This is a genomic window from uncultured Jatrophihabitans sp., assembly GCF_964246335.1.
Taxonomy (GTDB): Bacteria; Actinomycetota; Actinomycetes; order Mycobacteriales; family Jatrophihabitantaceae; genus Jatrophihabitans.
In genome coordinates, this window is sequence record NZ_CAXTQF010000004.1 from 103,813 (window position 1) to 116,565 (window position 12,753).

10 protein-coding genes and 1 riboswitch are annotated in these 12,753 nt (G+C 69.7%); of the genes, 5 read left to right on the forward strand and 5 right to left on the reverse strand.

Annotated features, from left to right (window positions below):
- Nucleotides 1-174: 174 nt before the first annotated feature.
- Nucleotides 175-678 (forward strand): hypothetical protein, encoded by a 504-nt coding sequence (locus tag ACFFCN_RS02540; protein WP_375489407.1) that lies wholly within the window; start codon nt 175-177, stop codon nt 676-678.
- A gap of 6 nt (nt 679-684) precedes the next feature.
- Here the strand turns inward: ACFFCN_RS02540 and ACFFCN_RS02545 are convergent, their stop codons facing one another.
- Together ACFFCN_RS02545 and ACFFCN_RS02550 are read right to left on the reverse strand one after the other, a co-directional pair.
- Nucleotides 685-1,737 (reverse strand): ribonucleotide-diphosphate reductase subunit beta, encoded by a 1,053-nt coding sequence (locus tag ACFFCN_RS02545; protein ID WP_375489409.1) that lies wholly within the window; start codon nt 1,735-1,737, stop codon nt 685-687.
- 58 nt (nt 1,738-1,795) lie between these two features.
- Entirely contained in the window at nt 1,796-4,177 is a 2,382-nt protein-coding gene (locus ACFFCN_RS02550) for a ribonucleoside-diphosphate reductase subunit alpha (protein ID WP_375489411.1), read from the reverse strand.
- A gap of 131 nt (nt 4,178-4,308) precedes the next feature.
- Nucleotides 4,309-4,538: riboswitch (cobalamin riboswitch) on the reverse strand.
- Between the two features lie 79 nt (nt 4,539-4,617).
- Between ACFFCN_RS02550 and ACFFCN_RS02555 the strand changes: the two genes are divergently transcribed.
- On the forward strand, nt 4,618-5,526 hold the full coding sequence (locus ACFFCN_RS02555; RefSeq protein ID WP_375489413.1) for an ABC transporter substrate-binding protein: 909 nt from the start codon (nt 4,618-4,620) through the stop codon (nt 5,524-5,526).
- Nucleotides 5,527-5,548: 22 nt separating this feature from the next.
- Nucleotides 5,549-5,755 carry a hypothetical protein gene (locus ACFFCN_RS02560; protein WP_375489415.1) on the forward strand — a complete coding sequence of 69 codons (207 nt, stop codon included), beginning with the start codon at nt 5,549-5,551 and terminating at the stop codon, nt 5,753-5,755.
- A 10-nt stretch (nt 5,756-5,765) separates the two neighbouring features.
- On the opposite strand, the gene ACFFCN_RS02565 is transcribed toward ACFFCN_RS02560, so the two are convergent.
- The 3 genes from ACFFCN_RS02565 to nadA all read right to left on the reverse strand — a co-directional run bounded on the left by ACFFCN_RS02565 (nt 5,766) and on the right by nadA (nt 11,105).
- Nucleotides 5,766-6,404, reverse strand: a complete 639-nt coding sequence (locus ACFFCN_RS02565; RefSeq protein WP_375489417.1) for a DUF3043 domain-containing protein — start codon at nt 6,402-6,404, stop codon at nt 5,766-5,768.
- A gap of 39 nt (nt 6,405-6,443) precedes the next feature.
- A complete protein-coding gene (locus ACFFCN_RS02570; protein WP_375489419.1) occupies nt 6,444-9,707 on the reverse strand; it encodes a GH92 family glycosyl hydrolase in 3,264 nt (1,087 codons plus the stop codon).
- Between the two features lie 234 nt (nt 9,708-9,941).
- A complete protein-coding gene (gene nadA, locus ACFFCN_RS02575; RefSeq protein ID WP_375489421.1) occupies nt 9,942-11,105 on the reverse strand; it encodes a quinolinate synthase NadA in 1,164 nt (387 codons plus the stop codon).
- Nucleotides 11,106-11,259: 154 nt separating this feature from the next.
- Here nadA and erpA point away from each other — a divergent pair, with 154 nt between their 5' ends.
- Together erpA and ACFFCN_RS02585 are read left to right on the forward strand one after the other, a co-directional pair.
- On the forward strand, nt 11,260-11,643 hold the full coding sequence (gene erpA, locus ACFFCN_RS02580) for an iron-sulfur cluster insertion protein ErpA (RefSeq protein WP_375489423.1): 384 nt from the start codon (nt 11,260-11,262) through the stop codon (nt 11,641-11,643).
- A gap of 33 nt (nt 11,644-11,676) precedes the next feature.
- Entirely contained in the window at nt 11,677-12,645 is a 969-nt protein-coding gene (locus tag ACFFCN_RS02585) for a carbohydrate kinase family protein (protein ID WP_375489425.1), read from the forward strand.
- The last annotated feature ends 108 nt before the right edge of the window (nt 12,646-12,753 follow it).

Below are 12,753 nucleotides of genomic sequence, written 5' to 3' on the forward strand. Positions count from 1 at the left end.
GATCTTGCGCGTGCGGCGACAGCACTCTAGACCCTCGGACCCGATCGCGCAGGGCTCGACGGCACGTTGACCACGTCACGGATTTTGCACGGTGAGAGTGGGCAGTCTGTCGGGGAAGGCACTGCCGGCCAACGCGAGCACGCACCGCGATACGAGACACACCGAGGAGCCCCGATGAACCCACACGCTGCGCTGCGACGAGTCGGCCGCATCGAATACTCGCTGCTGCGCACCCCGCTGGGTCTCGTCGACGAGCAGGTGGTGCAACGTTTCCTCGGCGAGGATTCGGGGGCGCGGCAGTCCTTCGAACGCCTCCTCGACGCGGTGGACGACGCCGCACGCCGGTGGCTCACCGACCCCGAGGGTGAAGCCCGGGACGCGGGCTTCACCTGGCACGGCGACGACGTGGCGCCGGAGCACGAGGAGACCGACGCCCCGCCGGCAGCCGCCCCGGCTGCAGCGCCCGAGCAGCCGAGAGCCGACACGCAGGAGGCCGAGGCCGAGGCAGAAGCCGAAGCCGAGGAAGAGGAGATCGAGGAGCTCACTGACGAACTGCTCGAGCAGGAGGAGACCGAGACGTTCGCGGGTGAGCTCGCCGAGGACGACGAGCTGCGCCGCGTCCAGGCCGAGCTCAACGCCAAGCGGCTCGTCGAGGAACAGCACGAGGACCGGCAGTAGGTCACCTCAGAAGTCCTCGTCGAAGCCCACCGTGCCGGTGACGCCGACCTGGTAGGACGACACCCGTCGCTCGAAGAAGTTGGACAGCTCCTGCACGTCCTGCAGCTCCATGAACGCGAACGGGTTCGCCGAACCGTATTCGGGTTCGAGACCCAACTGCACGAGGCGGCGGTCGGCGACGTGCTGCAGGTACTCGCGCATGTCCGCCAGCGACAGGCCGGACACACCGCCGTCGAGCAGGTCCTCGGCGAACTGCACCTCGCACTCGATCGCTTCGCGCAGCATGTCCCGGACCTGCGCCCGCAGCGCGTCGTCGAACAGCTCCGGTTCCTCGCGCCGGACGGTCTCGACGACGTCGAACGCGAAGGCCATGTGCATCGACTCGTCACGGAACACCCAGTTGGTGCCCGAGGCAAGACCGTTCAGCAGCCCGCGGGAGCGCAGGAAGTAGACGTAGGCGAACGCGCCGTAGAAGAACAACCCCTCGATGCAGGCGGCGAAGCAGATGAGATTGAGCAGGAATGCGCGGCGGTCCTGCGCAGTGCGCAGCTCCCGGAGGTCGAACACCGAGTCGATCCAGCGGATGCAGAAATCCGCCTTGCGCTTGATCGACGGGATGTTCTCCACCGCCGCGAACGCAGCCAGCCGTTCCTGCTCGTCCGGCACGTAGGTGTCGAGGAGCGTCAGATAGAACTGCACGTGCACGGCTTCCTCGAACAGCTGCCGCGACAGGTACAACCGTCCCTCGGGGGAGTTGACGTGCTGGTACAGGTTCAACACCAGGTTGTTCGCCACGATCGTGTCGCCGGTGGCGAAGAACGCCACCAGCCGGCCGACGAGGTGTTGCTCAGCGGGTGACAACCGGGCGAGGTCCTTGAGGTCGGAGTGCAGGTCCACCTCCTCGACCGTCCAGGTGTTCTTGATGGCATCGCGGAAGCGGTCGTAGAAGTGCGGGTAACGCATCGGCCGCAGGGTGAGGTCCATGCCCGGGTCGAGCAACGCGTGCTGCGCGCCGGCGGTGATGATGTTCGTCGTCGGGGTATCGGTGGTGGCGGTCATTTCGGGGCCCCCGCGGAAACGTGAAGCGCTTTTTGCGGAGCGTTTTTGTGGGGTGATATCACTGGCAGGCCTCGCAGCTCTCGGGGTTCTCGACGCTGCAGGCGATAGCGGCGCCAGCAGAATCTTCGGTGTAGGTGCCGGCGGGGGCGCCGACGGCGACCGTTGCCTGCTGGATGCGTGTCGCGGGCCGCGAGCGCAGGTAGTACGTCGTCTTGAGTCCGGCTTTCCATGCGTAGAGGTACATCGAGCTCAACTTGCCGATCGACGGAGATGCGAGGAACAGGTTGAGTGACTGGCTCTGATCGATGTACGGCGCGCGGGCCGCGGCGAGGTCGATCAGCGCCCGCTGCGGCAGCTCCCACGCCGTCCGGTAGACCGCGCGGACGTCGTCAGGCAGGGCGGCGATGCCCTGCACCGAGCCTTCGGCGCGTTTGACGGCCTCGCGGACCTCCGGCGTCCAGAGGCCGTGCGCCTTGAGCTCGCGCACGAGAGCCGTGTTGACTTGCAGGAACTCGCCGGACAACGTCTCGCGCTTGAACAGGTTGGACACCTGCGGCTCGATGCACTCGTAGCAGCCCGCGATCGACGCGATGGTGGCCGTCGGTGCGACCGCGACGAGCAGCGAGTTGCGCAGTCCCGTCGCGGCGACGCGGTCGCGCAGCGCCGCCCACCGATCCGTCTGCGTCGCAGTGACGCCCCACAGGTCCGGCTGCAGATCACCGCCTGCGGCGCGTGTCTCGTCGAACGCCGGGTGCGGACCGTGCTGCTCGGCGAGCTCGGCCGAGGTCTCGAGCGCGGTCAGGTAGATCTCCTCGGCGATGCGCGTCGACAGTTCCTGTGCGGCGGGGGAGTCGAACGGCATGCGCAGGGCGAAGAACACGTCCTGCAGCCCCATCACACCCAGCCCGACCGGTCGCCACCGCGGGTTCGATGTCGCGGCCTGGTGCGACGGGTAGTAGTTGATGTCGATGACCCGGTCGAGGAACGGAATCGCGGTGCGCACCGTGGTCCGCAGCTTCGCCCAGTCGACGTCGCCGTCGCGCACGTGCTGCGCAAGATTGATCGAACCGAGGTTGCACACCGCCGTCTCGGCGTCGTTGCTGACCTCGACGATCTCGGTGCACAGGTTGGACAGGTGCACGACGTTTCCCTCGCGGCCCGTCTGGTTGCAGGTGGCGTTGGACCGGTCCTTGAACGTCAGCCAGCCGTTGCCGGTCTGCGCGAGCGTGCGCATCATCTTCGCGAACAGGTCCCGTGCCTTGACCTGCCGCACGAACCGTCCCTCGGCCTCCGCGCGGCGGTAGGCGTCGTCGAAGTCCGCGCCCCACAGGTCGGGCAGCTCGGGCACCTCGTTCGGGTCGATCAACGACCACGTCCCGTCCGCCTCGACGCGGCGCATGAACTCGTCGGGGATCCAGTTGGCGAGGTTGAGGTTGTGTGTCCGGCGGGCGTCCTCGCCGGTGTTGTCGCGCAATTCGAGGAACTCCTCGATGTCCGGGTGCCACGGCTCGAGATAGACGCACGCCGCGCCCTTGCGCCGGCCGCCCTGATTGACGGCGGCGACCGAGGAGTCCAGCGTCCGCAGGAACGGCACGATGCCGTTGCTCTGCCCGTTGGTGCCGCGGATCAGCGCACCGCGGGAGCGCACGCGCGACCACGAGATGCCGATACCGCCGGCGAACTTGGACAATCGCGCGACCTGCTGGTAGCGGTCGTAGATCGAGTCCAGCTCGTCGCGCGGGCTGTCCACGAGATAGCACGACGACATCTGGGTGTGCCGGGTGCCGGAGTTGAACAGCGTCGGGCTGGACGGCAGGTAGGCCAACGAGGACAGCAGCCGGTAGAAGTCGATGGCCTCGCCCGGTGTGCGGGACAGCCCGCACGCGACGCGCATCAGGAAGTACTGCGGTGTCTCGATCACCAGACGGCTGGTCGGGTGGCGCAGCAGGTATCGGTCGGCCACGGTCCGCAGTCCGAAGTACTCGAAGCGGTGGTCGGCAGCGGTGTCGATCGCGAAGTCGAGCTTGCGGGCGTTGTCCTTCACGAAGCGGGCGGTGTCGTCGCCGATCAACCCCTCCGCGTGCCCGAGGCCGATCGCCTGGCTGAACGACGCGACGCCCTGATTGCGGACCTCCTTGTCGACGTAACCGGCGAGCAGGCGCGCGGCCAGTCGTGAGTACTGCGGTTCCTCGCCGATCATCTCCGCTGCGGTCTGGATGGACAACCGGTCGAGTTCGGCGGTGGTCGCGCCGTCGTACAGGCCGCTGATCGTCTTCGTCGCGACCCGCAGCGGGTCGACGTCGCCGAGGTCGTCGCACCAGCGCTCGACGGCGCGCACGATCTTGTTGACGTCCACGGCTTCGGTGTCGCCGTTGCGCTTGCGCACCTGCATCTGGGTGCGCCTGGTGGCCGGTGGGGCATCGGACAGGGTCGTCGTCATCAGCTCTCTCCTCGCGAGCTCGAAGGCCGGTTCGAGGCGCGCGGGGAGCTGACGGGTCCACGAGGCGCGGAGTAGGTGGCCGCGCGTCATGTGCCGTCGACCGTCCCGCGCGGTCTCGGACCGCCGTTCCCGGGCGGGAACGGCGCGCTGGCAGGTCTTCGGACTCGCGGGCACGACCGAGCTGACTCGATCACCTACTGGCCGTCGCTTCCCAGGCCGGCCGGCCCAGTGCTGTCCCTGTTCGAGACTGACGACGCTCGTTCCCGCTCACCGCTGCGGGGCAGTCCCGGTTTCGCACCGGGTTCCCTCTTGCCCCCGCGCCGTCGGTTCACGTCGCGGGACCAGCTGCGCGACGAACTATATGTAGGGGTAGCGACATTGCCGGGGAACTAGATGTCGTATCGGCGTGTCGCTACCCCGCGGCCTCTAACCTGGGCACCGTGCGGATCGTGTCGTTGTTGCCGTCCGCCACCGAAATCGTCTACGCGCTCGGCCTGGCCGACCAGCTGGTCGGCGTGACCTTCGAGTGCGACGAGCCGCCGCAGGCGCGCCGGGACAACGCCGTCGTGGTCGGCGGCCGGGACACGAGTGGGATGACCCCGCGCGAGATTGATGATTATGTGCGCGGCCGCGCCGCCGCCGGCGAGGACCTCTACCACCTCGAACACGACGCCCTGCGTGGCCTGGCGCCCGAGCTCGTGCTCACGCAGGACCTGTGCTGGGTGTGCGCGGTGCCGTCGGCGACGGTCAACGAGGCGCTCGCCCATCTCGGGTGCGACAGCGAGGTCGTCACGCTCGACCCGTACAGCCTCGGCGACGTGCTCGCCACGATCGAGGCGGTCGCGGGGGCTGCCGGGGTGAGCGAACGCGGCGCGGAGTTGGTCATGAGCCTGCGTGATCGGTTGGCCGCCGTGGCGGCGGCCGTGCGCGGACGGGCGTGTCCGCGCGTCGCCGTCGTAGAGTGGCTCGACCCGCCGTTCGCCGCGGGCCACTGGATCCCCGACCTCGTCACCGCAGCCGGTGGCACACCCGTGGCCGCGCGCGCCGGGAAACGCTCGGTGCCGGTGACGTGGGACGAGATCGCCGACGCTCGACCGGACGTCGTCGTGGTGACACCGTGCGGCTACCACCTCGACGGCGCCGCGGAACAGGCCGAACTCGCCGTCGCCGCCCTGCCCGGCGTGCCGGTGTGGGCGATCGACGGGGACGCGCTGATCGTGCGGCCGGGGCCGCGCGTCGTCGACGGTGTCGAGGCGCTGGCGGCGATCCTGCATCCCGCGGCGGCGGCGCAGTTGCCGGACCGGTCCGGTGCGGTCCGGTGCGTCACCGGCGCCGTGGCGATCACGTGAACGACGAACCGAGGAGCACCGCATGCCGATGACCTGGACGTGGCGACTGGAGTCGGCCGACGGTCAACCGTTGGACGAGCCGGCGTCGCCGGCGCACCAGAACCAGTCCGACGCGGAGAGCTGGCTGGGCGAGCAGTGGCGCGAGCTCGCCGATGCCGGCGTCGCGCAGGCGAGCCTGTACGACGGCGAGCGCAAGGTCTACGGCCCGATGCCGTTGGCCGAGAGCTGAGCGGGCAGGCTCAGATCTCGTCGCCGCGCTCGTACTGCGGGCTGGGCAGCCGCCAGCGCCGCGGCAGGTAGGCCCGGCTGCCGGCGTAGAAGCCGATCGAGAGATTGCTGCCCTGCGCCTCGCCGAAGCGCTGCAACGCCATCGCGCGCAGACGCCGGCCGGTGAGGAACCACTCGCCGATCAGCACGACGAACACGGCGATGACGATGATCTGCACGAACCACAGCTTCGGCACGAACGCTGCGATGATCATCAGTGGGAACAGCCACAGCAGGTAGTTGCTGAGCATGCGGTGCGAGTCGACGTAGTCGCGCGCCAGCTTGCGGGTCTGGCCCTGATCGCGGCGGGGGAGCGCTCCCGGGTCGCCGCGGCGCAGGGCTGCGCGCTGCTCGGCAGCTGACTGCGGCCGCACGGGCGCGCCGGTGCGGGCGCGTGTTGCCTTCTGCTCGCGAGCCAGCTCCTTCTGCCGCGCGTAGGCCTCCTTGCGCGTCTTCGGCGCCGTCACCGGGCCACGCCGGCCCTGCGCGTCACGGCGCTTGGGCGTGGGGCGACCCTTCTGCGTGCTCACCACGGAGTCGTCGAACTCGTCGAACTCGTCGTCGACGGCGTCGGCGGGCTCGGCGGCTTTCTCGCGGCGGGACAGCTTCACGGCCGCCAGCCTACCGAGCCCACCCGCCGGACGCAGAGGTCAGCGAAGCGTCGCCGCGTACACCTCGGCGCCCGCGGCGTTCGGGGCGGCGATCGACTGGACGGTCTTCGTGGGGTCGAGCTTCAGCGTGGTCGCGTAGAGGTTCACCGGCGGTCCGTCGACCCCCTGACCGGCCTTGATGCGGTGCGCCATCCCGATCGCGACGGTATCCCCGGACGCCGGAGTGGACGACGCCCAGTCGCTGAGCACGAACGGCACCGCGGCGCTGGTGCCGTCGGTGTAGCTGACGACCGCCTGCGACGTGACATCGCCGCCGTGCGCCGCGCCGATGACGTTGAGCGTCGAGTACTTGCCGGCCGGCAGCGCGAACTGCTGCCCACGCATCGTGAGGAAGTTCTTGGCGGTGCCGTCGGGGTTCGGCATGACGTACGTAGTGCCGCCGAGCGTCGTCGAGCCGGCTGCGGGTAGCAGCGCCGCGTCGTAGCTCCAGCCGCCGCCGTCGAAGTTGCCCGAGGCGGGGTCGGCCGTGGTCGCTGTGCCGTCGAGGTCGGGCTTGAGCGCCAACGCGCACTGCGCGCCGCTCGACGCGCACGCGACGTGCTGCAGCGACACCGTGACGTGCCTGGTCACCGTGGCGACGCCGGGTGCGCGCATCACGACGGTCACCGGGTACGTGCCCGCGGCGGTGCCGGCCGGCACCTCCAGGCGCACCGGGGTGTCGACGCCGACCGGCAAGCCGGCCGAGCGGACGGTCCGCGTCGTCGTGGCCGGTTGTGCCGACCACCCGGCCGGCGGGGTGACGGTCTGCGTCAGCCGGCGGCTGCCCGGCCACTGCGCGACGGCGGACGCGGTGATCGTCACGGACGTGGCGCCGGTCGGTGCGGCCGCGGACGACGCCGTGCCGGACAGCGTGACCCGGTGATCGTTCGCGCGCGGATCCGTCGACGGTGCCGCGTCCGCCGGCCGCGTGGCCCAGCTGCCCGGCTTGGTCGACATCGTGTAGTCGAGCGCGCCGCCGTGCCGGATGGACGACCAGCGGACCCAGCTGCGCTGCGTCCGGCGGCCGTTCACCGTGGCGCTGGTGATGTAGCGCCGGGAGTCGCTCGCGCCCGGTGCGCCGATGTGCAGCACGCCGCCCTGCTGACGCCCGTACCTGCCGATCGTCACGGTGGCTGACGGGAACTGCGGCGAGTTCAGCGTGAACGTGCCCGCCCCGCTCATCGTCGGGTAGACGCCGAGCGAGCTCAGCACGTACCAGGACGACATCTCGCCGAGGTCGTCGTTGCCGGTCATCCCGTCCGGGCCGGTGGTGAACAGCGTGTCGGCCGCGCGCAGCACGGTGGCGGTGTGGTCGGGCTTGCCCACCGCGGTGTACATGTACGGCGCCAGCAGGTCCGGTTCGTTGTTCGGGTTGTACGTCGACTTGGCGTAATAGTCGTACGGCGAGCTGACCCAGTCGTCGTGCACCGCCGTGGTCGGGTCGGCCAGCACGTCGTCGTAGGCGAAGAAGCTGTCGAGCCGGCTGCGGGTGGCGGCCCGACCGCCGAGCAGCTGCGTCAGTCCGGCGGGGTCCTGCGGGACGAGCCAGGTGTACTGGTAGGCGCCGCTCTCGTGGAAGGCGGTGTCGCCGCTGACCGGGTCGTACGGCGAGAGGAACGTGCCGTCGGGCAGCCGCGGCCGGAACTGCTTGATCCGCTGGTCCCAGAGGTTGCGGTACCAGCGGCCGCGCTGCGCGAACATCCGCGCGTCGGCGGCGTGCCCGAGGCCCGCGGCCATCGTCGACAGCGCGGCGTCGGCGGCGGAGTACTCGAGCGTGGCCGACGCGGGGTGGACGCAGTCGTTGTCGCCGCCGTGGTCCGGGCAGTCCTTGCCGGGCGTCAGGCCGTAGGGGATGTAGCCGAGCTTGTCGTAGTACTGCACGCCGGCGCGGCCGTTGTACTGCGAATCGGCCGGGGGGAGCTGGGTGACGTACTTGCGCAGCTGCGCGTACGCGTCGGCCTCGTGGCCGGCGAGGAATCCCTTCGACCACAGCTCGACGAGGGTGGGCGTCACCGGATCACCGGTCATGATGTTGGTCTCGCTGTTGGCCAGCGCCCAGCGCGGCAGCCAGCCGCCCTCGTGCCCGATCGCCAGCAGTGACAACGCGTCGTCGCGTGCGACCTGCGGCGCCAGCATCTCGACCAGCTGGTTCTGCGTGCGGTACGTGTCCCACAGCGAGAAGTTCTGCCGCGGCGTGTACCCCTTCGCCTTGTGCACCGTGCCGTCGAAGCCGAAGTAGGAGCCGTCGACGTCGCCGGCGAGGTTCGGGTGCAGCATCGCGTGATAGAGCGAGGTGTAGTACGCGACCCGCCGGTCGTGGCTGCCACCGCCGATGCGGGCGAGCGACAGCTGGTGGTTCCAGCGCTTGGTCAACGCGGCACGGGTGGCGTCGAAGTCGAAGCCGGTGCCGGTCTCGGCCTGCAGGTTCTTGCGGGCACCGGCGAGGCCTGTGTAGCTCAGTGCGACCTTGGCCGTCACCTTCGTGGTGTCGCCGCCGAAGCTGACCCACGCGCCGCGGTTGCCGCTGCCGTCGGCCACGGTCGTCGAGCCGGGGGACAGCGTGTCACCGGTCCAGGTGCCGACCGAGCTGAACGGGTGGTCGAAGGTGGCGGTGAAATAGACGGTGTGCTGGTCGTGTCCGGCGCAGAACCCGCCGTCGTGCACGGCCCCCTCGACGGTGTGGTCGTCGACGATCTGCAACTGCGAGTCGAGCACCGGCATGTTGGCCTGACCGGTGTTGAGCAGCACGTTGTGCTGGCCGCCCGTCGGGAAGGTGTAGCGCTGCCAGCCGGTGCGGTCGGTGGCGGTGAGTTCGGCGTCGATGCCGTAGCGCGACAGGCCGACGCGGTAGTAGCCGGGGGTGGCTTGTTCATCGGTGTGGGTGAACGGTGACGCGTACTTCGTGTGATCGGAGGTCGTCACGGCGCCGGTGGTCGGCATCATGGGCAGCTCCCCGACGACGCCGCAGCCGACGCCGGACAGGTGCGTCTGGCTGAACCCGTAGATGCTGCTGGCCTTGTAGTCGTAGCCGCCCTGGCCGCCGGTATCCGGGCTGACCTGCACCATGCCGAACGGAGCGCTGGCTCCGGGGAAGGTGTTGCCGAAGTTCTCGGTGCCGACGAACGGGTTCACCAGGCTCGTCAGCGAGCCGGCCGACGCCGCTGCGGCTGATGCGCCGGGTGCGACTGCGAGGGCGGCCGCCGGCAGCACCGCCGAGACGACGAGCGTGAGCGCGGCCGTGCCGACGCGCCGAATGTGGGACATGCCTGCCTCCGGATGCGATGACATCGTTGTCACGACGATCCGGGCATCTTGGAACATCCGGACGTATGCCGTCAATCGGTCTACGGCGTGGCGGGGGCGGCCAGGGTGGCACAGTGCGGCTTGGTACCGGCCGAGCGCGGCCGCGGAGATCGACTTACCGCGCGCGGGCGGTACCAGGTGCCGCGCTGGTGCACTGCTCCCGCGATCTTCCCGCCGAGACGGCGCGGCCCGGTGTTACGGCAGCGCGAGCATGCGGTCGAGTGCCAGCCGCGCGTTCTCGGCGATGCGCGGCTCGACGACGATCCGGTTCGTCACCTCGCCGCGGGCCAGCGACTCGACCGAGCGGACGAGGTGCGGCAGGTCGATGCGGTTCATCGTGGAGCAGTAGCAGACGGTCTTCTCCAGGAAGACGATCCGCTTGTCCGGGTGCCGGTCGGCGAGCCGGCGCACCAGGTTGAGCTCGGTGCCGACGGCCCACGACGTGCCGGCGGGCGCGGCGTCCAAGGTCTTGATGATGAACTCCGTCGACCCCACGAGATCGGCGCCGAGGACGACGTCGTGCCGGCACTCGGGGTGCACCAGCACGTTCACGTCGGGGATCCGCCGGCGCACCTGCGCGACGTTGTCGGCGGTGAAGCGGCCGTGCACCGAGCAGTGCCCGCGCCAGAGGATCATCTTCGCGTCCCGCAACTGCTGCGGGGTCAGGCCGCCGTCGCGCTTGTGCGGGTTGTAGACGACGCACTCGTCGAGCCCGATGCCCAATTCCAGCACCGCGGTGTTGCGGCCCAGGTGCTGGTCGGGCAGGAAGAGCACCTTCTCGCCGTGCTCGAAGGCCCAGCGCAGCGCGCGCTCGGCGTTCGAGGACGTGCACACCGCGCCGCCGTGCTCGCCGGTGAACGACTTGATGGCTGCGGACGAGTTCATATAGGTGATCGGCACGGTGACGTCGGCGACCCCGGCGTCGCGCAGCACGTCCCATGCTTCGACGACCTGCTGGTGGTCGGCCATGTCGGCCATCGAACAACCGGCGGCCAGGTCGGGCAGGATCACCGCCTGGTCCGCAGTGGTGAGGATGTCCGCGGACTCGGCCATGAAGTGCACGCCGCAAAAGACGACGAATTCGGCGTCCGGGCGTGCTGCGGCGTCGCGGGCGAGCTTGAACGAGTCGCCGGTGACGTCGGCGAACTGGATGACCTCGTCGCGCTGGTAGTGGTGCCCGAGCACGAAGGCGCGGTCGCCGAGCCGGTCCAGCGCGGTACGCGCCCGCTCGACGAGGTGCGGGTCGGAGGCCGGCGGCAGCTCACCCGGGCAGTCGACGCCTCGCTCGGACGCGGCGTCACTGCCCTGACCGAGCAGCAGGAGCGCCAGCGGGGTGGCCGCCGGCTCGGTGAATGTCACGTGTTCGAGCGTAATCCGCGTCACGCGGCCCGGGTGCGCCACCGTGGTGCAGATCGCCCGCCGACGTTGGCCGCGTGGTTACCATGGAATAGCAGCCGGCACCGACCGGTTCGCTTGTTGCAGACCACGCACGCTTTTCTCCCCTGGGGGCGACATGACCAGCACCGAGACGCCTGTCGAGCTCACGACCGCACCCGTCGACGCTCCGGCGAACGACATTGCGCTCACTGAGCAGGCCGCGACGAAGGTCCGGGCGCTGCTCGACCAGGAGGGCCGCGACGACCTGCGCCTGCGCATCGCGGTGCAGCCCGGTGGTTGTGCGGGCCTGCAGTACCAGCTGTTCTTCGACGAGCGCAGCCTCGACGGCGACACCGAGCTCGACCTGCACGGCGTCCCGCTGGTGCTCGACCGGATGAGCGCCCCCTACCTGGGCGGCGCCACCATTGACTTCACGGACACGATCGAGCAGCAGGGCTTCACGATCGACAACCCCAACGCGTCGAGCGGCTGCGCCTGCGGTAACAGCTTCTGCGGCTAGGGGCGTCCCGCTCGTCCGCTAGCCTTGGACCCCGTGCCGATTCTTGTCGCGGGGTCCATCGCTACTGATCACCTGATGCACTTCCCGGGGAAGTTCTCGGATCAGCTGCTTGCCGAGCACCTGCACAAGGTCTCGCTGTCCTTCCTCGTCGATCAACTCGACATCAAGCGCGGCGGTGTCGCGCCGAACATCTGCTTCGCGATGGCGCAGTTGGGTGGGTCGCCGACACTGGTCGGCGCGGTCGGTGAGGACTTCGCCGAGTACCGGGAATTCCTTCAGTCGCACGGCGTGGACTGCAACCACGTACACGTCTCGCCCACGCAGCACACGGCGCGCTTCGTGTGCACCACGGACACCGAGATGAACCAGATCGGCTCGTTCTACGCCGGCGCGATGATGGAGTCGGCGCAGATCGAGATCGCGCCGATCTGGGACGCGGTCGGCGCCGAGCTCGCGGTCATCAGCGCCTACGACCCGGCTGCGATGGTCAAGCACAGCGCCGAGTGCCGGGACAAGGATCTCGCCTTCGTGGCCGACCCCTCGCAGCAGGTCACCCGCATGGACGGCACGCAACTCGCGGAACTGATCGAGGGTGCGTCGCTGTTGTTCACCAACTCCTACGAGCGTGAGCTGCTGGAGTCCAAGACGGGCTACTCCACCGCGGACATCGACGAGCGCGTCGAGGTGCGGGTCACCACGCTCGGCTCGGACGGCGTGGAGATCGTCGGCGAGTTCGGCCGGGTGCACGTGCCGATCGCGCAGGAGCGCGCGCGCCTCGACCCCACCGGCGTCGGCGACGCCTTCCGTGGCGCGTTCCTGACGGCGCGCGGATGGGGGATGTCGTGGGAGCGGGCTGCGCAGGTCGGGTCGCTGCTCGCGACGATGGTGCTCGAGTCGGTCGGCACGCAGGAGTACACCGTCGAGAAGGGCGCGTTCGGCGAGCGGCTCGCGGAGTCCTACGGCGACGAGTGCGCCGCCGACGTCCTGCCCCACCTGGCCTGACCCCCGCTCCACCAAATCCCGCTGATCAACAGCATCTTCTGGTCGTCCTGGCGACCAATTCCTGCTGTTGATCACCGGGGGAGCCCAGGGGGCCGAGAGGGAACCGAG

What these genes read in the sequence shown, in the direction of transcription:
- ACFFCN_RS02540 (WP_375489407.1), top strand. Translation starts at nt 175, where the DNA reads ATGAACCCACACGCTGCGCTGCGACGAGTCGGCCGCATCGAATACTCG.
- ACFFCN_RS02545 (WP_375489409.1), bottom strand. Translation starts at nt 1,737, where the DNA reads ATGACCGCCACCACCGATACCCCGACGACGAACATCATCACCGCCGGC.
- ACFFCN_RS02550 (WP_375489411.1), bottom strand. Translation starts at nt 4,177, where the DNA reads ATGACGACGACCCTGTCCGATGCCCCACCGGCCACCAGGCGCACCCAG.
- ACFFCN_RS02560 (WP_375489415.1), top strand. Translation starts at nt 5,549, where the DNA reads ATGCCGATGACCTGGACGTGGCGACTGGAGTCGGCCGACGGTCAACCG.
- ACFFCN_RS02570 (WP_375489419.1), bottom strand. Translation starts at nt 9,707, where the DNA reads ATGTCCCACATTCGGCGCGTCGGCACGGCCGCGCTCACGCTCGTCGTC.
- erpA (WP_375489423.1), top strand. Translation starts at nt 11,260, where the DNA reads ATGACCAGCACCGAGACGCCTGTCGAGCTCACGACCGCACCCGTCGAC.